This window comes from Planktothrix agardhii, assembly GCF_904830935.1.
Lineage (GTDB): Bacteria > Cyanobacteriota > Cyanobacteriia > Cyanobacteriales > Microcoleaceae > Planktothrix > Planktothrix agardhii.
This window is the reverse complement of record NZ_LR882952.1, coordinates 3,570,161-3,595,404: the sequence shown is the minus strand read 5'-3', so window position 1 is coordinate 3,595,404 and position 25,244 is coordinate 3,570,161. Positions and strand designations below refer to the sequence as shown.

The following is a 25,244-nucleotide window of genomic DNA, read 5'->3' as shown; positions in this document are numbered from 1 at the left end:
CCTTCCAGGATATACCCATTTAGATGGCTCAGTCTTAATCCTTTATAAATGTAGAGGGTCAATATCGATATTAATATAGACAGAACCAGAATTAAACTCATAAAATTTAGGTAAAATCATAGAAGAATCTTGAGTAGTTTTAATTAAAATTTGCCACCGATAACGATTAGCAACCCTAAGAATCGGAGCCGGAGCCGGGCCCAATAATTCAAAGTCAGAATTAGGATTATTTTCTAATAAAAATTCTGCTAATCTTTGGGCGGTTTGTTCAACATCTTGCTGATTAAAACTACTTAAACGTAATAATATTAAACGACCATAGGGGGGATAATTTAACTCCTGTCGCTGTTGTAATTCCGTAGCAACAAAAGACTCATAATCATGACGTTGTACCGCTTGAATCACCGGATGTTCGGGGGTATAGGTTTGTAAAATTACTCGCCCAGGATCATTCCCTCGCCCCGCCCGTCCTGCGACTTGGACTAAGGTTTGAAAAGCCCGTTCACTGGCGCGATAATCTGATAAATGTAATAACCCATCTGCTGATACAATTCCGACTAAACTAACAGACTCTAAATCTAATCCTTTAGTTAACATTTGGGTTCCCACTAATAGATCCGCTTCTCCATTAGCAAACTGAGTTAATAGGGTGCGATGGGCATTTTTTCGGGAGGTAGTATCACTATCAAAGCGAATACATTTTAACTCAGGAAATAACCGATTTAATTCTTCTGTAACCCGTTGAGTTCCACTACCAAAATGTTTAAAATAAGGTGAGTCACAATCGGGACAACCTTGGGGATAGAGTTGACTATAATTACAATAATGACATCTCAAAAGTTGGGCGGCATTTTGATGTTCATGATGATAGGCTAAGGAGACATCACAATGGGGACATTCCATCACATAACCGCAACTGCGACAGGAAACAAAGGTACTATGTCCCCGACGATGAATAAATAATATCCCCTGTTGACCTGTGGCTTTTAATTGATGTAGGGCGGTTTGTAAATCATAACTAAAAATAGAGCGATTTCCTTGACGCAATTCTTGACGCATATCAACTATTTTTATAGGCGGCATTGGTCGCGCTTGAATACGTTCGGGAAGGGATAAATAAAACCGATTTTGTTGAGTTTTTTGTTTAATTTCTAGCCAACTTTCTAAGGAGGGAGTTGCTGATCCTAATATTAAGGGACAATTTTCTAATTCCGCCCGCCATTGGGCAACTTTTCGGGCATGATAACAGGGAGAAGGTTGATCTTGTTTGAAACTGCTATCATGTTCTTCATCTAAAATAATTAATCCTAATTTCGGTAAAGGTGCGAAAATAGCTGAACGAGTTCCAATAATAATTTGGGGTAAACCGAGGGTCATATTCCGCCAAGTATCATAACGTTCTCCCTCGGAAAGAGCGCTATGATAGACAAAGACTTGTTCGCCAAAACGGGCGCGAAATCGGTCAGTTAATTGGGGAGTTAAGCCAATTTCAGGAACTAATATTAAGGCTGATTTTCCTTGAGTTAGAATGGGTGCGATCGCTTGTAAATAAACCTCTGTTTTTCCCGAACCCGTAACCCCATGTAATAATATTTGAGCATAACTGGATAAACTGTTAATTGCTTGTAAAGATTCCGTTTGATATTGATTTAATATTTTAGGTTGATCGGAGGTTTTAAAAATACCTTGTTCCTGTCTTAAAACTTCCCTTTCAGTAATTACAATACAGCCTTTTTCAGCTAAATTTTTTAACAGACTAGAACTGGTACTACAAATTTTTATTAAATCATTAAACCATAGTTCTCCCCCTTGTTGCTTGAGAACTTTAATCACAAGCAGTAAAACTTCCTGTTGACGAGAGGTTAAATCTAAGGGGATAATATCATCAACTAATGTCACCGCCTGTTTTAATTTAGGACGGGGAGGACTGGGGGGTTCTAAATAACTTTCGATCCATTTTCTTTGTAATAAATCTTTTAAACCCCGTTGGGGATTAATCACATTTTGTTTTAAATATTTCCAAGTAAAATCTCCGGTAACTGAAGATTGTAAGATTTTTAAGATAGAAGCAGCAGCCGGATTTAAAAATAATTGAGCATCCTTTGGGAGTGTTTCAGGAATTAAACGGATACGACGTTGACTTTTTCCTAATAATCCTGGGGGTAACGCCGTCCGAATAACTTGAATTAAGGGAGTTTGATAATAATTAGAAACTTGCTGTAATAGTTGCCAATAGGTTGAAGGGAAGAAACCATTACAAATAATATCTTCAACAGCTTTAACTCTACTTTCCGGTAAATCAGAAGGAACTTGATCCATCAACCGGATCACAATTCCTCCTAATTGTTGATTCCCAAAGGGAACACTAACAATATCTCCAGGTTTGACAATTAAATCTTGAGGAACGCGATAAGTAAATAGTTTTTGTTCCTCTTGTTCTTCCGTATTAAAACCATAAGGAACATCAACTAATACTTCAATAAACCATTCTGAATTTAAAGCAGAATTATCCGAATCATTCTGATAGTAAGATGCACCAGGTTCGGCAACAATAAACTTAGATTGATCGCAAGTCAAAGAAGACATCAGTAGTTTTTGTTGAGGATTAATATTGAGAAGGGTGGCGGGTAACGGAGCCGGAAAACCGAACACCGACACCGCTTAGATTAAGTATTACCTAATAAATCAACGATCGCTTGTCGTTCAGAAGATTGGTTATGAAAAACTTGACGGGTATCCGTAATCAACCAATCCAGGGCTGCTGCTTGGACATCAATAGAAGCTCCCAGCTTGTCCACACAATAGCGCCCAAATACCAATTTATCAACTAAACGCACTCCCAGCCCCAAACGGGAATATTCAAAAATCACACTATTGTCCACATAGGCATCGCTGCAAACCCAGCAATTCGGGCCAATCATTGTCGGGCCAATAATCGTCGCTCCGTCTTCAATTCGAGTCATCCCGCCAATATAAACAGGGCCTTGGATATTAACTTTATCCCAATTCACCGCTACATTCAGCCCCGTATATATGCCAGGGCGCACCTGTTGACCAGGGATAGAAACATTTTTAATATGTCCTAACAGCACACTGCGAATTGCTTGCCAATAGTCAGGGACTTTCCCAATATCCACCCATTCAAAATCCATAGAAATCCCATAAAAAGGAGCTCCAATTTCAACTAAATGGGGGAATAATTCACTACCAATATCATATTCACACCCGGAAGGAATATATTTAAAAATCTCTGGCTCAAAAATATAAATCCCCGTATTAATATCTGTACTGAGGGCTTCATTCACCGAGGGTTTTTCTTGGAAATCTTTAATCCGACCTGTTTCGTCAGTTACCACAACTCCATAACTAGAAACCTGCTCTTTAGGAACAGATTTCATCACAATGGTGGCAATGGCTCCCTTTTCTTTATGCCATTTTACGGCTGTGGCTAAATCTAAATCGATTAACGCATCGCCACATAAAACCACAAAAGTATCATCAAAAAAGGGATTAAAGTCTTGAATTCTTTTCATCCCTCCCGCCGAACCTAATGCTTCTCCAATTAAATTTCCGTCTTCAATTCGTCCTTCAAAAGAATAGGCAATATGAACGCCAAACTTTTGACCATCACGAAAATAGTTTTCAATTTCATCTGCTAAATGACTGACATTGACCATAATTTGATCAAAACCGTGTGTTCGTAGTAATTCCACCAAAAATTCCATCACCGGTTTTTGCAGGATCGGAATTAAAGGTTTAGGAATGGTATAAGTAATTGGACGGATACGAGTTCCTTTTCCAGCCGCCAGAATCATGGCTTTCATATTCACTTCCTCACAACCCTAAGCTATGTTTAAAATTATCCACTCACATTCAACTGACTAATCAGAATCGCTAAATGCCTTGTATGCACCAAGCACTGATACAGCATAACTGCTCTATTCTACAATCTGAGTTTTGAGTCTATTCATCAATTAATAGCCTATCAAGGTTCATGTTGCTTAATCCGTAGGATTCCAGAAAACTTCAACTTACACGATTTCAAGACTTTGTAGGTGGTTCTGTTAAAGAACGAACCTTCAGGTCTTGGTAAAATTCCTCTTGAGCGAGTTCCACTTTAGATTGGGCCGATAATAATAATAATGCCCAAAACACCCCCACCCGATCATGATTGGGGCCATGCTGAATCGGGGTTTCTTCCGGGGGCGGAACCTGTTCCGGTTGCTTGATCTCCAACCATAGACCTAATAACTGCTCCAAATCAAACCATTCTGGATTCTGTTGTGATCCTGAATTCAAAAGCTGTTCGACCTGTGCCGCCATTTCAACTAAATTTTCTTGATGGGCTAATTGAGCGATCGCCTTGGCGGTAGTGGCTCTGCTTTTAGCGTTGTTGGCGCGGGGACGAGGACGGGCTTTTTGGGCGGCAATGGTAGCGGCCATCAGTTGCAACTGTTCAATCAGTTCTTGCAACGTCACTTGTCGTTTTTGGGGAATTTTGGCAACAGCCCGCCGCCGGATTTGTTTTTCCAGTTGTTGGGGGCGTTCAATCCCATTTCCCTCATCTTCAGGGTCTAGGAATTCTTCCCCTTCCATGGGGCCAGCATTCGGGTCAAGGATTTCCGTCGCCATTAAACTATCAGCCTTGAGCAAGACTAACATTGAGGCATACAAAAACGCCTGACCCGACTGGGACAACTCGGCAAAATTGTTGATCGAGCTTGATTCCTCTGGGGGGGTTAGTTTACTCAAATAACGATCAATTACGTCAATGACCTGCACATCCCAAGGATCAATTTCTCCCCGTTGTGCCAAGTCAATCAGGAGCGCAATCCCCTCTGAGAGAGCCGTTAACGCATCTTGAGGGGTGGCAAGGGGTGGGGGAATCGGTTCGATGGGTTTAGGGCTATAAATTGCGGAATCGCCTGAAATCACTGAAGGTTCAAAGCTCAGTAGTTCGCTGAATATCTAAATTATTGTAGACTAAAACCTTTGTTTCTTAACAATACGATCTGCTCAATCAGTTGTTTTTTGATAAACTGGGTTTTAGATTAATGTCAGGGATTGAAAAAATCGAACCCTGAAAACATTTATTTGAACTGATCTACCCAAAATCCCCCACCTTAGACGAAGTGCAACCTGCGGAGAATAATGGCGGACTGTCTAGTAAAAAATCCAAGAGTTTAAAATATGCCTAGAGTAAGTTCACAATTATCCGATCTTCAGTGGGTCAAGCAAGTCCATGATTTCTTAATTGAAGTCGCCCGCGCTTCTTTGGCAGATACTCCTAAATTACCTGATAGTGTTTCCACTCAAGCCTTACCTTTAGCCCAAAAAGCCAAGAATATTCAGCAAAAAGTTGCCAAAACAGGTTGGCAATCTGAAAAAAGCCAATGGATTGAACAGGTGCGTCAACTATTACTAGAATTGTCTCGGGTTGCTTTAGGAGAACGTCCTAAACTCCCTGAAAATATTGCTCAACGGGCCCTAACCTTGGCAGAAACAGCCCAGGATATTCACGAAGACTCAGCCGATTCTGGAGAAGATGATGATTCAGAGGAGGGTCGGTACGAGACAGACAATTCCTCTGAGGAGGCCTCAGTTAATGATTTATTTAAGCATCTAAAAGACCGTTTAACCACGGAACAGCAAACTGCTAATGGGACTGGAGATGCCCAGTGGCAGCAATTGTTAACCTTACTGGATATGGTTCACCAGACCTATAACAGAATTCAAAAATCCTAATCTATTCCGACTCTGTTGAGGATATATCCTATTTGTTTCGGTGTTCAGTGTGTCCGCGACCCCCGGCTACGGATAAAATAGAAGTTGATTCAATTCCCGTGTTTTCTGTAGCCATGACTCAAACAATTGATTTCCTTAGCCATCTAAATACCTGCCAACGTCAGGCGGTGGAACATTTTTGTGGCCCGATGCTGGTGGTGGCGGGGGCAGGTTCGGGTAAAACACGGGCTTTAACCTATCGCATCGCTAATTTAATTCGCAGTCATCGGGTTCATCCTGAGAACATTTTGGCGGTGACTTTTACTAATAAAGCTGCCAAGGAAATTAAAGAACGGGTTGAGTTAATTTTTGCTCAACAACAGGCAGAACTCGAATTTGGAAAACCCTTATCAGCTTTAGCTGCCGATGAACAAACTCGCTTGAAATCAAAGGTTTATCGCAGTATTAGCAAACATCTTTGGATGGGAACCTTCCATAGTTTATGCGCTCGGATTCTAAGATATGATATTAATAAATATCAAGACGAAAGTGGCAGAAAGTGGGATAAGAATTTCTCCATCTTTGATGAAGATGATGCCCAAAAGTTAGTTAAGCATATTGTTCTCAAAGATATGAATTTAGATGATAAGAAATTTGAACCTAAAAAAATTAGATATTCTATTAGTAATGCTAAAAACCTAGGGTTTTCGCCTCAACAATATGCCAGGGAAAATCCTGATTATTATGGTAGAGTCGTATCGGAAGTTTATAGTTCCTATCAATCTCAATTAGCTTCAAATAATGCCTTAGATTTTGATGATTTAATTAGAGTCACCGTTGATTTACTCAGTCAAACTGAGCAAATATTAGCCTATTGGCATCAAAAATTCTGCCATATTTTAGTAGACGAATATCAAGATACTAACCGCACTCAATATAATTTAATTCGGTTATTAGTTACCAATGGGGAAAACCCCAGAACCATTAAAAATTGGCAAAATCGCTCTATTTTTGTGGTGGGAGACGTAGATCAATCTATTTATTCGTTTCGGATGGCAGACTATAAAATATTGTTAGAATTTCAACAGGATTTTGGCGATCGCCTCCCCGATGACGATACCCGTACTATGATTAAACTGGAGGAAAATTATCGCTCCCGGGAAAATATTTTACAAGTAGCAAATCATCTAATTCAACAAAATACCGAACGCATTGATAAAATCCTCCGTCCCACCCGAGGAGAAGGGCTACCAATTTATTGTTATCGGGCAGATGATGAAGTAGATGAAGCCAAATTTATTCTATCACAAATTCAAGGAATTAGTCAACAAAATCCCGAATTAGATTACGGGGCGTTTGCCATTTTATATCGAACCAACGCCCAATCTCGCGCCCTAGAAGATGTGTTATTAAGAAATAATATTCTCTATACCGTTGTCGGGGGATTAAGGTTCTATGACCGCAAAGAAATCAAGGATTCCATATCGTATTTACGAGTAATTGCTAACCCCGCCGATAGTATTAGTTTACTTAGAATTATTAATGTTCCCCGTCGAGGTATTGGTAAAACCACTATTGATGGGTTATTAAATGCGTCTAAACAGTTAGGAATACCCCTTTGGGAAGTGCTTAGTGATGAAGATTCTGTTAATACCATAGCCGGACGTTCAGCAAAATCCGTAAATCAATTTGCCCAAACTATTAAAACTTGGCAAGAACGCCTAGAAGACCATTCCGCCATGCAAATTTTAGAAGGAATTTTACAGGATGCAGGTTATATTCAAGACTTGAAAAATGAAGGAACAGATGAAGCCGAAAACCGCTTAGAAAATATTAAAGAATTGACGAATGCCGTCTCCCAATTTCAAGAGGAATATGAGGATAATACCCTGGGCGGATTTTTAGCCAGTGCCTCCTTAGCTTCCGATTTAGATAACTTAAAAGAAGGACAACAAGCGGTTTCCTTATTAACCCTCCATGCAGCGAAAGGATTAGAATTTCCGATTGTATTTTTAGTCGGTTTAGAACAGGGACTTTTCCCCAATTATCGCAGTTTAAATGACCCCTTATCTATTGAAGAGGAACGACGTTTATGTTATGTTGGGATTACTCGCGCCCAGGAACAGTTATTCTTAACCCATGCTTGTCAACGGCGGTTATGGGGAGCTTTAGAATCCTGTATCCCCTCAATGTTTTTACAAGAATTACCCGAAGGATTAATTCATAGTTATACTCCTCCCATTCAACCCAAAACAACTAAAAATAAAAATAAGGGAATTAAACAAGAGTCAAAATCACCAACTGAGATTAAACAACCTGCCAAAAGTGACAAATTAGAATCGAATGTTAAGGACTGGAAAGTTGGGGATAAAGTCTTTCATCGTACCTTTGGGATTGGAGAAGTAACCCACGTTTTCTCAAATAAAGATAAAATGTCTTTAGCGATTAAATTTAGCAGTCTCAGTCCTAAAATTCTCGATCCGAAAACTGTTCCCTTGCAACGTTTCAAATAACCCCGTTGTTGCGCTTGTTGTTGCGCTTCAGCGCAATCTGTTGTTAAACTACAATAATGGAGAAGATGTGCTAAAGCACAACAACGGGTGTAGCTAAAGCTCAACAAAAAATTAAGTTTTTGATGAACAACTGCTAAATTCCACATATAATATATTTTAGATGATTATAAACGACAATATGATACCAACAAATGATGTGAGGATTGATGCCCTTGTGGGTAGTAATCCCGATAATCCAGGGCAACCGTTGAAATGGAATGTTATTCCTGGGGGAACCCTAACCTATAGTTTTGTGACCAATGCAGAAGCAAGCACTTACGAAACAACACTTGATGAAACCGGAATTCAAGAAGTTGATGAAGCTACAAAGAATCAAGTTCGTCAAATCATGGAGACCGTTTATGGAACTGTTCTACCCATAAACTTTGTCGAAAATTCATCCGGGCAAGGTAATATTCGGATTATGTTGGGGGATTTAACTAATAGTCCTGATGCTGGTGCTTATGCTCTTGGAGATTTAGCTGACCCAAATGGTTTTCAGGCTGTAGTTTTGAAAACAGGAGAATATAACTTTGGGAATCTCCCCGGTACCTATGAATATTCAACCCTGATTCATGAACTAGGTCATGCACTGGGTTTAGAACATCCTGGTAATTACAATGCGGGAGAAAAAAATCCGACTCCACCTCCACCCGGGCGAGTATTCTTACCCTTTGAACAGGACAATTCTCGAAATACGGTTATGTCCTATAATCCGGGTAGCGCCACAGCAGGGGACGCAGGAGCACCGGAACCTCAAACCCTAATGCCATTCGATATTTTAGCCTTGCAGTTTTTGTATGGGGTTAAGAATAATAATACTGGTAATGATGTTTATACCTTCAATGATACGAACTTTAAACAGGTTGCCACAATTTGGGATAGTGGTGGTATTGATACCGTTGATTTTTCGGGTTTATCTGCGGATGAAGTCTATACCTTGCGGTTAGCTCCTGGGCTACCTTTTACCACCCAAGCCGCCCTCAAGGGATTAGACTATAATTTAGAACCCTCCCAAGGAGCACCAGAGGGAGCGACCTATAAAACAGATACCTTTGGAACCTATACCTCCTTTACAACCGAAATTGAAAACTTAATTGGAACCGCAGGCCAAGATGAAATTCTAGGCAACCGTTTTAACAATAGTATTCAATCAGGAAATGGAAATGATACGGTTTATGGTGGAAAAGGGGGCGATATTCTCGATGGGGGTGTAGGAAGCGATACTATTTATGCTGGTCGAGAAGCCGATCAAATCAATGGCGGTGAAGGTGATGATATTATTTCCGGTGATCGGGATAATGATACGATTACCGGAGGTGGAGGCAATGATCGCTTTATTCTCGCCCCGGGTTTGGGAACCGATACTATTACAGATTTTATTCAAGGTTCCGATGAATTGGCTTTATCAGGAGGGTTAACCTTTGCACAATTAGCCATTGTTCCCCAGGCCGGAGGAAGCGCCGTTCAAATTTCTGGAACTGGGGAAATTATCGCGGTTTTATCGGGTACAACCGTAGCACTAGGAGCCTCTGATTTTACCTTAGCTTAAAAACTAAAGCTCAACACCAAATTTTATTTTTTGATGAACAACGGCTAAATTCCACATATAGCAGGGAATAGAAAACTGGTAACTTGGTTAATTATTGCTGCGGACGAATGATTCTAATTAACTTACCTTGGAGATTTCCTTGATCAGAAATAGCTTCATTAATGCGTGTAGCTTGTCTTTCGGTATTTAAGTCTTCTTTGCAAATAATAATTCCAAAATGATCAGGGTGCGCTCGGTGCAATTGTCTAAAATCATCCCAATTTCGCGTTAAAATAGCACGCTCATTTCTGACAGCATAAGCAAGAACATCCTGATCAGGAATTCCTAATCCCGAATTTCCCGCTTCTTCAGTGGTAAGCACATCGTGACCAGCGAGACGCAATAATTTAACAATTGGTAATGGAAAATTTTCATCCGCATATAGACGATCCATTTTTCAATCTTCCTCATTTCTGCGAATAGCTGCCTCAATTTCTTCTGAATGAGTATCAGCATAAGTCCAAGCATTGACTAAATCCTCTGCTTTCAAGTGAGGGAAATCTTGTAAAATTCGAGCATCAGAAGCACCATTACGACGATAATTGAGTAATGACCAAATGGGGATACGAGTGTTAGCAATTCTAGCATCGCCACCGCATACCCCAGAAGTTTTTTCAATTCCTTGCCAAACATTACTTAAACTTTGAACGAGCAATTGAATCGCCTGTGCTTTTTCTGTTAGACTTAATGCTAGAAGTTGAGGTTCTAAGTCTTTTAGTGTCATGTTACTGCCTCCTTTTTCATCATCAACAGTAATGTTTCTCTAATTATAATAGATAATGCTAAAGCTCAACACCAAATTTTATTTTTTGATGAACAACGGCTAAATTCCACATATAATCCTCAATTTCATATTCAGTTGCAGCTTGATTAATATAGGTTTTAGCCAGTTCTATATTTTGTTCTGCTTCATAATATAATCCTAAGTAAAGATGACTATAAAAATTCCCTGATTTTCCTTGTTTTTCTCCGATTTTTAATAAATCTTCCGGGGTACAATTCCCGGCAAATAATTCATAAACACTTCTCAAAACCGGACGCGGATCATTTTTAACTGGAAGTAGGGTATTTTTAGCAGCTTCAACTCCTTGAAATTGGGCAATACATAAATATCGCCAAACCGTTTCTTCAACGTCTTGGGAATTAACGGTTAAATCAATTTCAAATTGTTCAGCACCGAGTTGATATTGTTCTGTATAATAATAGGATAATCCCCGTTGCCACAAATAGGGTTTAATGCTAGAATCCAACTTTTCTGCGTGATCAAAGTCTTGAATTGATTCAGTAATTTTCCCTAATTTAAAATAAACCATTCCCCGTTGAATATATCCCCGAATATCATCAGGATGGGAATGAAAATATTTAGTCCAGTAGTTGAGTTGTTGTTCTAAGGAAAGAGGCATATTTGATATTGTTGTTGCGCTTAAGCGCAATCTATTATAACAGAGAAGATGCGCTTAAGCGCAACAACGGGTGGAGCTAAAGCTCGACAAAGAATTAATTTAATTTTTTGATGAACAACAGCCATTACCCATTACCCATTACCCATTACCTCTTGCCCAATCTCCTTGCTATCCCAGAAAAATCTGTTATAATAAGTTCAAGGTTGTGCTGCGGCGTTGGTGATTTGCCGATATGTTTTTTTGATCTATAGCTTTAAGAATACGGGAGCCAAGAGAATTGCAGGCGGCAGTAAACCGAGCTTAGACTCGGAAACTTTAAGTCTGGTCGAGGTACCCACCTGGTTTTGCCCAGGTCAAAAGCTGAGGTAACACGGCGTTGCGGTTAACCTTATCGATCAAGTTCTGAAACGATAGAAACTATAATAGGCCGTCCATTTCTAAATCTTCAATAATTTGTAATCCCCTCGGATCACCGACTCTTAATAACGATGATTTAGCATCATCCTTAACCCCTACATCCCCATCTTCTTCTAAGGCTTCAATTAAGGCATCAATAGCCACGGCATAAACAACATTAGAGGGTAGTTCTCGACAGAGTTGACCCAATGCCCAAGCGCAGTTACTTCTAACCGCCGGAACCGGATCTTGACGGAGGGCTTCAATCATGGGGGGAATTGCCCGAATCACGGTATCATAACTCACTTTCGCCATTTGACCGAGGGAACTCGCCGCCCACAGACGCACGGCGGGAATATCGGTTTTTAGGGCATCTAACAAAGGTTCTAAAGCTCGGCGATCGCCACAGGTTCCTAAAGCCCAAACCACCCCTTTACGGACATAACCATTCCAGTCTTGATGCAGTTGTGTAATCAAAGCTTCCACCACTTGGGAATTAGAATTGCGTCCCAAGGCATAGGCCACACTTACCCGCACCAAAGGGCAACTATCCTTCAACAACCGAATTAAATCAGGAATAGCCCGCCTGTCCTTAATTTCACAAAATGCCCTGGCCGCAATCATGCGCTGTTGCGGTTCGGATGAGGTTAACAACAGCAACATTTCCTCTGGATCGGGTTTGGCCATTTCGCCATCATCCAATTGATCCAAAGGACTTTCTAAGGGGTCTTGATTATTGGTTACGATCAGTTTTTCATCCTCCATATCATTAATTTACAACAATTTGTCATCGTTGATGTTATCAATTCTAGGGAAGTTCAACCTCTCTGTATAGAATCTTCTGCATCGACAAAGATTGAGGTTGATAACCTAGTTTCTGATAAAGATTGAGAGCGGGTTGGTTATTCGTGAAAACTTGTAGACTGATTTTGCGATCGCCTCGTCCTATGGCCCACTGTTGGACATGAGCCATTAAAGCCGAACCAATACCCCGTTTTCGGTGTTCTGGTGCGACATACAACAAAAAAACATGGGCGGTGCGTTCTCCGTCGGCCAAATCAATCGCATTACCTAACCATAAACAAGCTATCGGTTCGGGAGGGTAGGAGTCTGGGTTGAATTTATCCACCCACCACAAAGGAGTTTGAGGCGAAAAATACTGCTCAACAGTTAGGGCGAGATGGCTTAAATCTTGATCGGGGAATTGTTCCTTATAGGTTCGATATGCAAACTTGAGTAATAAAGCCCGATCTAAACGTGACCCCTGGCGCAAATGATAACCGGGAATAAAAACTTCAGACACGGATATGATTAAGGAAATAGGTCGCCGATGTAGTAATCGTGCCAATGGGTGCTGGGGCGGTCATATCTCCAGGGAGAAAAATTCGCGCACTGACAACGAACAGAGCGAATAAAAACATGATGACCACAATCAATGGGGCTATATATTGACGAAAGAATGCCATAATCAGTTATCAGTTATCAGTAAACAGTTTTCAGTGTAGGAATTGTCGGTTTTTAGCTAATAACCTACAATACAATAAAAACTATCAACTATGAACGAATAACTAATAACTGGTACGGATGCAATAACAGCCTGACGAGATTGCGCTTTGTTTAGGCGCGTCTAACCACTGATAACTGTTTACTGATAACTGAATTAAATGACTTCTATCCTCGTTAAACCATCTTTGCCTCGACCGATCAATACTCCCACTGTTCATCAACTCTCCAATGGTCTGACCATTGTGGCAGAACAGTTAGCAGTTGATGCGGTAAATCTCAATGTTTGGATTAATATTGGTTCAGCCATTGAATCCGATGATATCAACGGTATGGCGCACTTTTTAGAACATATCGTTTTTAAAGGCACACCCCATCTGCAAATCGGGGAATTTGAGCAAAAAATCGAACAACGGGGCGCGGTCACCAATGCAGCAACCAGTCAGGACTATACCCATTACTACATCACCACCGCCCCCCAGGACTTTGCGGATTTAGCTCCTCTACAATTTGATGTGGTTCTGAATGCCAGTGTCGCGGATGAAGCCTTTGAACGGGAACGATTTGTCGTCTTAGAAGAAATTCGTCGGGCTGAAGATAACCCAGGTCGGCGTTCCTTCCGTCAGTCCATGGAAATCGCCTTTGAGCGACTCCCCTATCGTCGTCCGGTTTTGGGGCCAGCATCGGTGATTGAGCAGTTACAATCTCAACAAATGCGGAATTTCCATGGCACTTGGTATCAGCCCCGCTCCATGACCGTAGCAGTGGTCGGAAATTTACCCGTGGAAAATTTGATCCAAACGGTAGAAAATTCCGTTAGCTCGGTTTATTCCCCATCCTCGTCGGGTTCTGCCCTCCCTGAACTACAACCCTGGACTCCTGAAGCGAGTTTTCAGGAAATTGTTCGTCAAGAAATCATTGATGATACCTTGGAACAAGCCCGATTATTGATGTTGTGGCGTGTACCTGGTTTAGTAGAACTTTCTGAAACCTATCCTTTAGATGTTTTAGCCTATATTTTAGGTCAGGGCAGAACCGCACGACTATTCCAAGACCTACGAGAAAATCGGGGGTTAGTTTCGTCGATTTCTGCGAGTAATATGACCCAGCGTTGGCAGGGGGTATTTTATATTTCAGCCCGTTTGCCCGTGGAGAATTTGGCTCTGGTTGAAGGAATTCTCACCGATCATATTCGTCAAATCCAAAGCGAATTAATTACCGAAGATGAAATTGCTAAAGTTAGGATGCAGGTGGCAAATCGGTTTATCTTTGGAAATGAAACTCCTAGCGATCGCGCCGGGTTGTATGGATACTATCAATCTTTGGTGGGGGATTTAACTGCGGGTCTCCATTACCCCGATCATATTCAAAGTTTGAGTTCAGAAACCATTCAACAGGCGGCACAACGGTATTTGTCTCCTGATGCCTATGGAATTGTGATTTTGAAACCTTCCTCAAACAGTCATCAGTAGTCAGTTATCAGTTATCAGTGAAAGAGTAAAAAATTACGTTCCTTGAATTAAAGAAAACCCCGAGTTGGGAAGTTTCACCGGGACTAATAATGGTAAAATTGTCCTGACAACTTTGATCCCCATGTTTTTTGAGTCATTGGTGAGAATTAGCCTCTGTCAGCACCCCGCACTCTCTGTGACGGGGCCATGCGCGGAGCGCAGGCTACGCGACTGGTGCCCCTAACTTCAGTTAGTTGACCAGCCTAAGTCTTAACTGACTACGTTTTTTGAGTTATGACACCCTGTTGGATGCGATAGCGAAGCGTGGCGTCATCCATAGCTAGTCCCTGGCTCTGTCCTTAGTAGTTAAACAGTTTTACGAGGGGTAAGACAGTGCTACTAGCCTAACAAGCTCTTAAAACTTTGGCGTTCGCGTAGCGTGTGCGAAGCACTAAGCTAACTTTACCCTAGAAATAGGAGTTAGGAGGGCAACCATACCCTCCTCCCTGAAAGGGGAAATATAAAGCCGTCCTATAAGGCTTGCCCTGAGCTTGTCGAATGGGACGGGGTTTCTACCCATTTTTCTGATGAAACTACAAGATTTTCTTGGTAAAAATACTCGATATGATATTAAAGGTATTTCTGAAGATGACGAACTTTCCCGCCAAGTTCAGACTCGACTAATTGATTTAGGACTACTTGATCCGCCTGTGGATGGGGTTTTTGGCCCGAAATCAACGGCGGGATTACACCAATTTCAGAAGTTGATGGAGTGTGGTGAAGCGGGTTATCTGGGCGCAGTAACGGCGAAAAAGCTAATAGAAGCAAAACGGGAACAGATTCCCGTAGCAACTCCAATTCTGAAAACCGTTAAAAGTACAGTTTTTAAGGTTAAACCGATTGCTTCTTCTCAACTAAATGACTCGGAAAAATTTGCGATTCCGGCCAATAAAGAATTTAGTGTTTTAGCCTACGATCCCATCCGTGGACATTTACGAGTCGCTTTACGCACTGAATCCTACGGTGGATATTCTGTTTTATATATTTGGGGAGAACACGCGGAAATTCATGAAAATGGCAGCCGGGTTTATCCTAAACCCATTCCCAAAAGTGCCCGTCTCAATGTTCCCTATAAATCTCAATTGGATAATTGGTTTAATCCGACGGGCTCTTGTAACGTAACTTCCCTGGCGATGTGTTTAGAATATTTAAAAGCTCGTCGCAAAACCAGTTCCGGTCAGTTTGAAGATGAACTCTATGAATATGCCATTAATAAAGGCTATAGTCGTCATAATCCCTACGATTTAGCTCGAATTGTTCGCGATTATGGTTGTCAGGATTATTTTACTGAAAATGCCGTCATTGATGATATCAAAGATTGGATTGCAGCCGGAAATCCCGCCGTTATTCACGGGTATTTCACCTCCTTTGGTCATATTATGCCTGTGGTGGGTTATGACGAATATGGATTTATTGTTCATGACCCTTATGGGGAATGGTTTTCCTCCGGTTATCGCACGGATTTGAGTGGGTCTTATTTGAATTATTCCTATCGACTGATCCGCCGTGTTTGCATACCTGATGGTAGTTTTTGGGTACATTTTATTTCTAAGTAGTTGTTAGGAATAAAAGTGTAATCTTAGGGCGAGGTTTGTTTACTCGCCCCTAAAGTTTAATTTAGATTCTCATGCTTAAATCTAACCAATTTGAACGGGTAATCGGGGCGCTAGTTGAAACATAATCAACTCCGGTTTTTGCAACTGAATAAATAGTTTCTAAAGTAATATTTCCCGATGCTTCTATTTTAATTCTGGGGTTATATTCACGGATTATATTAACGGCTTCGCCCATTAACTCTAAGGACATATTATCTAACATAATAATATCCGCTTGATGGTCTAAAGCGATTTTAACTTGTTCTAAGGTTTCTGTTTCCACTTCAATAGTTAAAGGATAAGGCATAGTTTCTCGAATTTTTGCGATCGCTTCTGCAATTCCCCCCGCCGCCGCAATATGATTATCTTTAATCATAATCGCATCATCTAATCCCATCCGATGATTTTTTGCCCCACCGACTTGAATCGCATATTTTTCTAATAATCTTAATCCGGGTGTGGTTTTACGGGTATCCACTAATTGACAGGGTAAATCAGCGATCGCTTCTACATATTTCCGCGTCTCCGTAGCAATTCCACTCAGTCGCATCGCTAAATTTAACGCGACTCTTTCCCCTGTTAATAATGCTTCTAAACTCCCCTCTAAAAATGCAATTTTTGTCCCTTTTTCACACCATTCTCCCTCTTTAACTAAAGGAGTAAATTCTATCTGATGATCCAACAGTTGAAACACTCTTTCCGCAATAGATAATCCGGCAATTATACCCTTTTCTTTAACAATCCAATCAGCAGATTTGATCTGATTTCCGATTAATAATCCTGCGGTCGTGCGATCGCCCCGTCCAATATCTTCTAATAACCATTGTTGTAATAGGGGATTTAAAATAACCCTAGGAGGTAATACTGCATTCATATTCAATCTATTAGGAATATCAAAACATCCTACAATACCGGGGGTCAAAGAAACCGGGTTTCTAATACCAAAGCCTTCCTCCTATTTACCACTGGAAGAAGGCTTTAGTTTAATATTAACCTGGCACCGAGCTATTTTCCCAGGCGGCTACCCGCCAAGTATCTTCGCCGTGTCAGCGTTTCACTTCCGAGTTCGAGATGGATCGGAGTGGTTCCACTGAGCCATAGACACCAGGAAAGCTTTATAAAACTTTTCTTGTGTTGGGAGCTTTGCGTTTTTGCGGTTCGCTCGTTTCTCCCTCACAATTTAATAATCTACTTGATTTCTCTAGGAATGTCAACCCCTTTTTTAAAATATTTTTTTTGATCCTCTGATCCGGCTTGGTGAGGGGGTTTGACGGATCAAGTGGGTCAAAGAAACAGGGTTTCTGTGCAGATGCCTTATTCGTACCCTAACTTTTAATTAGAAACCCGGTTTCTTACGAAACTCCTTGCTATGCGATCGCTTTGAAACTCTGCGCCGTAACTAAGCTAGATGAAACGCCATTGAGGATGACGAGAACTTCCTGGCCAAAAGAGATTAAGGTTCCCGCCGAGCCTTGGGTAACAGAAAGTTGGGCAAAAGTTAAACCAGCTTGCAATCCCAAGGAATCAAACCCATTCTCAAAGTCAGTCACCACATCGCCACCGCCACCAGAGCGCAAGACAAAAGTATCGCTACCGGAACCACCTGTTAATGTGTCACCTCCCAAATTCCCGAAAAGGAGATCATTGCCTTCACCACCCTTGAGAACATCGTTTCCCGCGCCTCCAAAGATAGTATCGTCACCACCCAGGCCAGAAATATTATCGTTGTTGCGATTGCCATTGATGATATCCGCATCAGCCGAACCCGTGACGACATCATTCCCATCGAGCGATCGCAAACCACCCGAACGCCCCGCCAATAGTCCCGACGTCACTGTAAAAACATTATCGGCATTATTCAAGTTAAAGAAATCCGAGGCTAGAGCCGTATCGCTGCGGGCGGTTAGGATTTGAATGCGATCGTCTTGGGCTGGTGGTACATCCGCCTCGGTGAACGATCCGATCGCCGTCAGATAATCCGCCACCGCCTTTTGCTCCCGACCTGGGGTATTAAAAGTTGAGTCAGATTCTGGCGCTGCGAGGGTGACGGGGTTAGAGGTGGAGGCAAAGTCTGGGAAGGGATAGCCATCGCCTCCATCTGCCAGGAACTTCAGGGTTACAGTACGGAAAGATCGGTTCGGGTCGCCGACTAACTGACCATTTTCCACCACAATATCCGTAACGCTGCCCGATTCATCTCGCAGCGAGAGAGAACGCAATCGCTGTCCAACGGGCAAACTGGGATCGAAGCTAAACGCCATCCCCCCAACTTGTGGGAACTGACCCGGAGTTGCCCCGGCTACTGTTTTCGCCAAGCCATGTTCGAGCACTTGTTGCAGTTGCGATGCCGTTAGGGTCAGCACCGTTAACTCATTATTGAATCGCATAACGTTTTCAATATCGAGTTGGGAAACTTGTCCCGCTTCCTTCCCAGCAATAGGATTAGCGAGCGGTGGGATTTTTTCGCCTTCGCTACTGATCGCCCCGATGTTGTAGCGGATACTCCCCCCATTTTTAATCGAGATTGCCACACTAGGATCGACTTGACGAGCGGCAAACAAATTAGCATCGGCGCCAAGATTACCCAGATTGGTTTCTTGGGTGCGGACATCGCTGGTGTCCCCATTGAGAAATACCTCGCTGCGGCCAAAGATATTCCCGTCTTTTGGGGCAATTACCTTTTTGGCAAAATTTATGCCTGGTAACAATAGAGGGTGCGGGTCGGCGTTACCTGTTTCGGTAACTCCAAGAACGTCCGTAGCAAAAGCTCCACTAATATTGGGGTCAATGCTTGAGGGAATCAGAACCCCATTATCGTCGAAATCCGCTACCAAGCGCCCCACATACTGATAGTTGCCCTTGGTATTCACAATCGCAACGGGTTGCCCGGTGACGGAGGTTGTGAGGATGGGGTAGAGACCTTGAGTTGTGTCTCCGACTCGTAGGCGATCAGTAGCATCCGCTAAGATATCGCCGGAGCCCCCCGCCACAATCACATCCACATCCCGCAGGCGAGAGGCGAGTTCCTGGTCGATATTCAGGTCTCTCAGATGGGATAACAGAACAATTTTGTTAATCCCTTGGGCGGTGAGGGCATCAATCGAGGGTTGAATGGTGGCCGCCAAAGCATCAAAATCGTTGGGGTCTGAGGGGGATATACCCACATTGCCAGGAGACGAGAGGCGGCCCAACAGAGGAGTTGTAGCGCCGACAATCCCAATGGGTTGCCCTTGCACGTCAATCACTGTGCTTTTGGCAATGCTGTTGGGTTGGGGGGGCTGTCCGTCAGGAACAACGAATTTTGCTAAATTACTATCGGTGCTGAAGTCGAGGTTAGCACTCAGGAAGGGAAATGTGACACCGGGAAAGGTATAGGTTCCTGCTACAGTAGGATCTGCGGGAATCAAAGAGGCGAGGATACCCGTACCGAGGCCGAATTCATGGCTGCCGAAGGTGGCTGCGTCAAAGAACATGGCATTGGCAAATGCAATATCGCCACGTCCTGCACCTTCTTTACTTATGATGGCGCGGAAGGCCGGATCGCTACTGGCGAAAAAAAACGGGCCGGGAATGTATAAATCTCCTGAAGTTAGAGCCAGGGTTTGTTCAGGAAATTGAGAACGCAGGGCGTTGATGACGCTGGAAAAACGGGGGGCATCATCTAGGGATTCAATGCCTGCTTCTTGGTCGGAGGTGTGCAGGATTTGCAGAGTAAAAGTCATTATTTAAACTGGCAGTCATAGGGTGATATTCACCATACCAGATTCCATCTTGAGGTTTAGCTTTTGTGTTGAATTACAAAAACCTCCTTCCGATTTATCACTGGAAGAAGGCTTTAGTTTGATATTAACCTGGCACCGAGCTATTTTCCCAGGCGGCTACCCGCCAAGTATCTTCGCCGTATCAGCGTTTCACTTCCGAGTTCGAGATGGATCGGAGTGGTTCCACTGAGCCATAGACACCAGGAAAGCTCTATAAAACTTTTCCTGTTCTTGAGGGCTTTGCGTTCTTGCGGTTCGCTCGTTTCTCCCTCACAATTTACTAATTTACTCTGTTTCTCTGGGAATGTCAACCCCTTTGGCAAAAGATTTTTTTTCCAGGGTCAAATTTAGCTATAACATAAAGCTAGAAACCGATTCACTGAAATCCTATTCCTGTGGATGTTACCACAAAGACACGAAGGAATGGATTAGGGGGTATTCTGTGGCCTGTTGCCTGTTGCCTACTATAGTAATGGTGGGGAATAGAAACAACTTTAAGGAATTATTGATATCATTATTTGGGAGATCTGATCATGGCAATTGATTTACCTTGGGCTTTAGCATTGGTAGTTATGTCGGAACTAATTCCGGCATTAAAAACTATTGAAAATTCTCCTATTTCTCCCTCTGAAAATTCATCACAATATCCTACACAAATCATTTGCTCTGAAAATTCACAATTAAAGTTGAGTGATGTTAAATTAGTACCAGTTGAACAAGGGATGAAGGAATGTTCCGTAAATAATGGGGTTTATTCCTTATTACAATAATTCTGAGGGCTGAAAATTAAGAGCAGGTCAACAAATTTCAAACGTGGATGAAAAATATTATAAAATATTAGACCTAAAACCAGGGGTAAGCTTAGAGGAAGTTAGACAAGCCTATCGACATCTGGCATTGATATGGCATCCCGATCGTTATCCCCAAGATTCTCCCTTCCAAATCGAAGCCGAAGCCAAATTCAAAGAAATTAGCCACGCCTACGAAACCCTAAAAACTCATTTAAGTTACCCTACCTCCCCTGCTCCCCCAACCTTCACAACCCCCCCAACTCCCCCAACTCCCCCAATTCCCCCTACCTCACCTACCTCCCCTGCTCCAACTATCCCCCTAGGTTGGCTAACGGGGGTATTTGTTTGTTATACCCTGATCGCTTGGATTTTAATAACTTTGAAGATTCCCTTCTGGGTGTGGATATTTGGTCTAATTGCCTGGTTTACTATTACCCTTGTCGCCAGTAAAGATTCGGACTCGTCTCAACCTTGGTTAATATCGTTGATGTTTGCTGGAGCGATCGCTGGTTGGGTACTAGGAAATGAAGCTGGGGGGGTAATTACAGCAACTGTGTGGGGGATGGTTGGCATCGGATTAGGGGCGATCGCAGGCTCAGAAACAGCCTCTAAATCGGTAATTGGACTGTTGACGGTGATGGGAATTGCTGCTATTGCCGGGTTAATTGCCGGAACTGGCCGGGGAAACTGGTTAGGTTCAGTTTTCGGTGGGGGTTTTGGGGTGATTATGGGGTTAATGTTAGGGATTATTTTAGATGCAATATTTCAATCAAGAGCCAAACTAGGAACGGGGAGTTTATTTGGATTACTATTAGGAGGATGGATCGGGGCTGGCATTGGGGCGGGTCAGAAAGCCATCATCCGGGTGATTGAACAAATACAGCCAGAGCTTATTATTGCTGCTTGGGGTGCGATCGCTTTGGTTGCTGGGGTCGTGGCGCAAATGGCGGCGGGAGAAAAATTACTTGCGTCCTACAATGGGTTTTATACCTTTTTGATTTTAGGGATAATTTCCGGCCTCGGTTTTAGTTTTGGGTTGTGGTTAGCCCACTAATTCTGTCAAACTAACGATTTATGTTTGATTGCAGAAAATAGGGAACATTGAAACATCGATGTTAAGTCTCAAGGTAATAGAGATCTTGTCAAAATTCAAACTCATTTAACAACAATGGAACTTGATTTATCTCGCTTTTTTAAAGCTTCTAATCCGGCTGAAACCCTGAATGTAGAAAACCCGGAAGATCAACAATATTATATTGATTTTTCTCCGGCACGCGGTGGGAAACTAATTGAACAAATTGCTCGAACCATTACTCGTCTATCACCCGATCGCCCTACTTGTCAACTCTTTACTGGTCATGTTGGATCAGGAAAGTCAACGGAATTACTCCGACTTCAAGCTCAACTCAAAAAAGAAGGATTCCATGTCGTTTATTTTGAGTCGAGCAAGGATTTAGACATGGCGGATGTGGATATTACCGATATTTTATTAGCGATCGCCCGTCAAGTCAGTGAAAGTATTGAACTCCTACAAATTAAATTAAAACCTAAAGGCTTTAAAAGTTTACTCAGTGGAGTGATCGGGGTTTTAAATACAGAAATTGATTTAAAAGGAGATGTTAATGTTCCCGGAATTGGGACGTTAGCTGCAAGTACGGAAGGGGAGTTTTCCCTATCAACGGGAATTGGGAATATTACGGCTAAAACCAAAGATAGTCGAGATTTAAGGTCTTTATTGCGTCAATATTTAGAACCTCGAACTAATAATATTTTAGAGGCGATCAATAAAGAATTATTAGAACCCTCGATCCAACAATTGAAACAAATGGGAAAACAGGGTTTGGTCGTAATTGTTGATAATTTAGACCGAATTATTGATAGCAAAAATAGTACCGGACGCCCGCAACCGGAATATTTATTTATTGATCGGGGCGAACAACTGAATAAACTCAATTGTCATGTTGTTTATACGATTCCGTTGGGTTTAATTTTTTCTAATGATTTAGGACAACTGATGAATCGTTTTGGGAGCGACCCGAAAACTTTACCAATGGTGACGGTAAAATTTGAAGATGGTACACCCTGCGAAGCAGGAATTGAACTATTACGCCAAATGGTAATGGCTCGAGCTTTTCCGGGTATTGATCCGAAGGAATATCCAGACTTAGTAACACAAATTTTTGACACTCCTGAAACTTTAGATCGACTTTGTACTATCAGTGGCGGTCATGTTCGCAGTTTATTAATTTTGTTATATAGCTGTTTACAAAAAGAAGATCCTCCATTAACTAGACAATCCTTAGAGGAGGTGATTTTACAACGTCGTCACCAATTAACCTTAGCTATTGAAGCCGAAGAAAAACAAATGTTACGTCAAGTTGCAGCAACTAAAAAATTAAGTGGTCAAATGGAATATCAAACCCTATTAAGAAGTTTATGGGTGTTTGAATATCACCAAGCCCAACATTTTTGGTATGATATTAACCCGATTTTGGCGGAAGCTCAGGAATTTTGATCACGGATTTAGACGGATTACACTGATTACACGGATTTTAGCTGGTCAAAGCCTAGCTATTTTTGATTTTTAGAGAGAGGAATGATGTTGAGATTATTAACCAAAGCCGTAGTCATCGGGATGACTTTGTTGTTCTTAATCTTAGGAAGCCAATTTTTCATCCTAGAACCAGCCAACGCGACTATCGGGCAACAACAAGAAGCCCCCGGACAAATGTTGTATCAATCCCGTCATAGCTTACGAGATGAAACCGGGACTGCTTGGCAAGTTGTTCTGTTTAAACGAGTCAAGAATGATCAGATTGACACCATTAATTTACGTTTAGTGGGATTTCCGAATCAGGCTGCATTTCTTCATCCTAAAGGGTTAGAAATTATGACTCGTCAAGGAAGACTATTTCAAGCTGAGGATCAATTGGCTAAAAAGTCACCAGCGCCTAATGTTGGTGAATATAACCTCAAGGAAATTTTGCCTCAACTATCCTCAACAGAACAGGTGAAGTTACATTTACCGTTAGAGGGTCAACAACGCACTCTAACTCTTCCTCCTCCTGTCATTTTAGAATGGCAAGAATTGATTAAACAGGAGAAAAGATGATTAAGGGCACAACCAAACTATTAGGAGTAATCGGTGATCCGATTGAACATTCCCTTTCTCCGGTGATGCACAATGCTGTGATCGCCTATTTAGGAGTGGATTATGTTTATCTGCCATTTGCGGTTTCTCCCCAGGATTTAAAGGTCGCTATGGAGGGATTTGCAGCTATTGGAATTCAGGGATTTAATATTACTATTCCCCACAAACAGGCGATTTTACCCTTTTTATCAGAAGTGACAACCCTAGCTCAGTCCGTCGGGGCGGTGAATACTGTTTGGCGGACTCATAAGGGTTGGAGTGGCACCAATACCGATGTTGTGGGTTTTCTGACTCCCCTAGAGGTGTATCATCAACATTGGCATGATCAAGTGGCCGTGATTTTGGGATATGGCGGGGCGGCGCGGGCGGTGGTGGCTGGATGTGCCCAGTTAGGGATCAGGGAAATTTATGTTGTCGGTCGTAACCCCCAAAAATTGGCCACATTTCAACAGAGTTGGGTGACTTCTCCCCTATCGGTGGCGGTCAAAACCTATCCCTGGGAACAATTATCGAGTCTTCTTCCCCAAGCGGACTTATTGGTAAATACGACCCCGGTGGGAATGTATCCTCACGTTCAGGAGTCTCCCGTTGAGGCGTCGGTGCTGGATAAAATTAAATTAGGTGCGATCGCTTATGATTTAATTTATATCCCTGAAACCACCCAATTTTTGACTTTAGCAGGGGCTAGAGGTGCGCTGATTTTAAATGGATTACCAATGTTAGTAATTCAGGGAGCCGCTGCCTTAGAATTGTGGTTACAGCAACCTGTTCCCGTCGAGATTATGCGTCAGTCTCTCCAACAATATCTAAATATAAAATAACTCAAAAATTGTATGAAATTTAGAATTTCACCGATTATTTTTTGCCTTTGTTTCTGCATTTTAATCATCGGTTTTTGGACTCCCCCAGCTTGGGCATTAATTCCGATTCAACTTCAAGATTTAAGTTACAAAGACTGTCCTCCTGAATTAGCAGAAGGGTATATATCTAGTGGTTCTAGTCAAGATGCCAACTGTTTTATTATTACCGGAAAAGCGAATAATACATCGGGAAAAGTTGTTGTAGATGCCGATATTTTTGGTCGGATTTATGATGCGACCAATAACCCAGTGATGCAAAATCGAGGACGGTTAGGGAGTATTGATACAGTTCCCCCTGGAATTAGTGATTTTGAATTTAGAATTTCGATTCCTTCTAACCTGGAAACTCCTCTGCAACTCAAACAATTTAAAGCCTCTGGTTTTAAAAATCGAATTGGGAGATAAA

At 42.1% G+C, this 25,244-nt stretch carries 22 protein-coding genes, 2 rRNA genes and 1 other RNA gene; 12 read left to right on the top strand and 13 right to left on the bottom strand.

Annotated elements, in window-relative coordinates; translation table 11 throughout:
• Positions 1-42 precede the first annotated feature (42 nt).
• The 3 genes from priA to NMG88_RS16655 form a co-directional block, all read right to left on the bottom strand.
• Positions 43-2,586 carry a primosomal protein N' gene (gene priA / locus NMG88_RS16665; protein ID WP_235752139.1) on the bottom strand — a complete coding sequence of 848 codons (2,544 nt, stop codon included), beginning with the start codon at positions 2,584-2,586 and terminating at the stop codon, positions 43-45.
• 80 nt (positions 2,587-2,666) lie between these two features.
• A complete protein-coding gene (locus NMG88_RS16660) occupies positions 2,667-3,824 on the bottom strand; it encodes a nucleotidyltransferase family protein (protein WP_042153960.1) in 1,158 nt (385 codons plus the stop codon).
• A 217-nt stretch (positions 3,825-4,041) separates the two neighbouring features.
• Positions 4,042-4,887: a segregation/condensation protein A gene (locus NMG88_RS16655; RefSeq protein ID WP_042157415.1), complete on the bottom strand. Its 846-nt coding sequence runs from the start codon at positions 4,885-4,887 to the stop codon at positions 4,042-4,044.
• A gap of 303 nt (positions 4,888-5,190) precedes the next feature.
• Here NMG88_RS16655 and NMG88_RS16650 point away from each other — a divergent pair, with 303 nt between their 5' ends.
• The 3 genes from NMG88_RS16650 to NMG88_RS16640 all read left to right on the top strand — a co-directional run bounded on the left by NMG88_RS16650 (position 5,191) and on the right by NMG88_RS16640 (position 9,828).
• The gene (locus tag NMG88_RS16650) at positions 5,191-5,745 is read left to right on the top strand and encodes a hypothetical protein (protein WP_254033163.1); all 555 of its coding nucleotides are present in this window, start codon (positions 5,191-5,193) and stop codon (positions 5,743-5,745) included.
• A 113-nt stretch (positions 5,746-5,858) separates the two neighbouring features.
• Positions 5,859-8,237, top strand: a complete 2,379-nt coding sequence (gene pcrA / locus NMG88_RS16645) for a DNA helicase PcrA (protein ID WP_254035820.1) — start codon at positions 5,859-5,861, stop codon at positions 8,235-8,237.
• Positions 8,238-8,415: 178 nt separating this feature from the next.
• Positions 8,416-9,828 carry a M10 family metallopeptidase C-terminal domain-containing protein gene (locus NMG88_RS16640; protein ID WP_235765756.1) on the top strand — a complete coding sequence of 471 codons (1,413 nt, stop codon included), beginning with the start codon at positions 8,416-8,418 and terminating at the stop codon, positions 9,826-9,828.
• A gap of 91 nt (positions 9,829-9,919) precedes the next feature.
• Here NMG88_RS16640 and NMG88_RS16635 read toward each other — a convergent pair whose 3' ends face one another.
• The 3 genes from NMG88_RS16635 to NMG88_RS16625 are packed head-to-tail and all read right to left on the bottom strand — an operon-like array spanning position 9,920 to position 11,270.
• Positions 9,920-10,261 carry a DUF5615 family PIN-like protein gene (locus NMG88_RS16635; RefSeq protein WP_141295448.1) on the bottom strand — a complete coding sequence of 114 codons (342 nt, stop codon included), beginning with the start codon at positions 10,259-10,261 and terminating at the stop codon, positions 9,920-9,922.
• Positions 10,262-10,264: 3 nt separating this feature from the next.
• Complete coding sequence (locus NMG88_RS16630; protein WP_042153962.1) at positions 10,265-10,591, bottom strand: DUF433 domain-containing protein; 327 nt, start codon at positions 10,589-10,591, stop codon at positions 10,265-10,267.
• 58 nt (positions 10,592-10,649) lie between these two features.
• Positions 10,650-11,270 (bottom strand): tetratricopeptide repeat protein, encoded by a 621-nt coding sequence (locus NMG88_RS16625; protein ID WP_254035635.1) that lies wholly within the window; start codon positions 11,268-11,270, stop codon positions 10,650-10,652.
• A 202-nt stretch (positions 11,271-11,472) separates the two neighbouring features.
• On the opposite strand from NMG88_RS16625, the gene ssrS reads away from it, so the two are divergent.
• Positions 11,473-11,659, top strand: a non-coding RNA gene (gene ssrS, locus NMG88_RS16620) — 6S RNA.
• A gap of 28 nt (positions 11,660-11,687) precedes the next feature.
• Here the strand turns inward: ssrS and NMG88_RS16615 are convergent.
• The 3 genes from NMG88_RS16615 to NMG88_RS16605 are packed head-to-tail and all read right to left on the bottom strand — an operon-like array spanning position 11,688 to position 13,132.
• A complete protein-coding gene (locus tag NMG88_RS16615; protein ID WP_042153964.1) occupies positions 11,688-12,431 on the bottom strand; it encodes a HEAT repeat domain-containing protein in 744 nt (247 codons plus the stop codon).
• A 43-nt stretch (positions 12,432-12,474) separates the two neighbouring features.
• Entirely contained in the window at positions 12,475-12,969 is a 495-nt protein-coding gene (locus NMG88_RS16610) for a GNAT family N-acetyltransferase (RefSeq protein ID WP_042153965.1), read from the bottom strand.
• On the bottom strand, positions 12,962-13,132 hold the full coding sequence (locus NMG88_RS16605; protein WP_167541244.1) for a hypothetical protein: 171 nt from the start codon (positions 13,130-13,132) through the stop codon (positions 12,962-12,964). Before NMG88_RS16605 ends, NMG88_RS16610 begins: the two co-directional genes overlap by 8 nt.
• A 198-nt stretch (positions 13,133-13,330) precedes the next feature.
• Between NMG88_RS16605 and NMG88_RS16600 the strand changes: the two genes are divergently transcribed.
• Both NMG88_RS16600 and NMG88_RS16595 read left to right on the top strand, forming a co-directional pair.
• Positions 13,331-14,641, top strand: coding sequence for a M16 family metallopeptidase (locus NMG88_RS16600; protein WP_042153966.1), 1,311 nt, complete (start codon positions 13,331-13,333; stop codon positions 14,639-14,641).
• Positions 14,642-15,207: 566 nt separating this feature from the next.
• Positions 15,208-16,236: a C39 family peptidase gene (locus tag NMG88_RS16595; protein WP_235752754.1), complete on the top strand. Its 1,029-nt coding sequence runs from the start codon at positions 15,208-15,210 to the stop codon at positions 16,234-16,236.
• Positions 16,237-16,297: 61 nt separating this feature from the next.
• Here NMG88_RS16595 and nadC read toward each other — a convergent pair whose 3' ends face one another.
• The 4 genes from nadC to rrf (NMG88_RS16575) all read right to left on the bottom strand — a co-directional run bounded on the left by nadC (position 16,298) and on the right by rrf (NMG88_RS16575) (position 20,241).
• Positions 16,298-17,149 (bottom strand): carboxylating nicotinate-nucleotide diphosphorylase, encoded by an 852-nt coding sequence (nadC, locus tag NMG88_RS16590; RefSeq protein ID WP_254035634.1) that lies wholly within the window; start codon positions 17,147-17,149, stop codon positions 16,298-16,300.
• 118 nt (positions 17,150-17,267) lie between these two features.
• Positions 17,268-17,384, bottom strand: a 5S ribosomal RNA gene (gene rrf, locus NMG88_RS16585).
• A gap of 258 nt (positions 17,385-17,642) precedes the next feature.
• Positions 17,643-19,997: a 5'-nucleotidase C-terminal domain-containing protein gene (locus tag NMG88_RS16580; RefSeq protein WP_254035633.1), complete on the bottom strand. Its 2,355-nt coding sequence runs from the start codon at positions 19,995-19,997 to the stop codon at positions 17,643-17,645.
• Positions 19,998-20,124: 127 nt separating this feature from the next.
• Positions 20,125-20,241, bottom strand: a 5S ribosomal RNA gene (gene rrf / locus NMG88_RS16575).
• A 328-nt stretch (positions 20,242-20,569) separates the two neighbouring features.
• On the opposite strand from rrf (NMG88_RS16575), the gene NMG88_RS16570 reads away from it, so the two are divergent.
• The 6 genes from NMG88_RS16570 to NMG88_RS16545 all read left to right on the top strand — a co-directional run bounded on the left by NMG88_RS16570 (position 20,570) and on the right by NMG88_RS16545 (position 25,243).
• Complete coding sequence (locus NMG88_RS16570) at positions 20,570-20,806, top strand: hypothetical protein (RefSeq protein WP_042153968.1); 237 nt, start codon at positions 20,570-20,572, stop codon at positions 20,804-20,806.
• A gap of 43 nt (positions 20,807-20,849) precedes the next feature.
• Positions 20,850-21,881 (top strand): J domain-containing protein, encoded by a 1,032-nt coding sequence (locus tag NMG88_RS16565; protein WP_227350547.1) that lies wholly within the window; start codon positions 20,850-20,852, stop codon positions 21,879-21,881.
• 114 nt (positions 21,882-21,995) lie between these two features.
• Positions 21,996-23,342 (top strand): ATP-binding protein, encoded by a 1,347-nt coding sequence (locus NMG88_RS16560; RefSeq protein ID WP_042153969.1) that lies wholly within the window; start codon positions 21,996-21,998, stop codon positions 23,340-23,342.
• 81 nt (positions 23,343-23,423) lie between these two features.
• Positions 23,424-23,939, top strand: coding sequence for a DUF3122 domain-containing protein (locus NMG88_RS16555; protein WP_167541245.1), 516 nt, complete (start codon positions 23,424-23,426; stop codon positions 23,937-23,939).
• On the top strand, positions 23,936-24,799 hold the full coding sequence (locus NMG88_RS16550; protein WP_254035632.1) for a shikimate dehydrogenase: 864 nt from the start codon (positions 23,936-23,938) through the stop codon (positions 24,797-24,799). The genes NMG88_RS16555 and NMG88_RS16550 overlap by 4 nt, the downstream gene beginning before the upstream one ends.
• Before the next feature lie 12 nt (positions 24,800-24,811).
• Positions 24,812-25,243 carry a hypothetical protein gene (locus NMG88_RS16545; RefSeq protein WP_026785346.1) on the top strand — a complete coding sequence of 144 codons (432 nt, stop codon included), beginning with the start codon at positions 24,812-24,814 and terminating at the stop codon, positions 25,241-25,243.
• The last annotated feature ends 1 nt before the right edge of the window (position 25,244 follow it).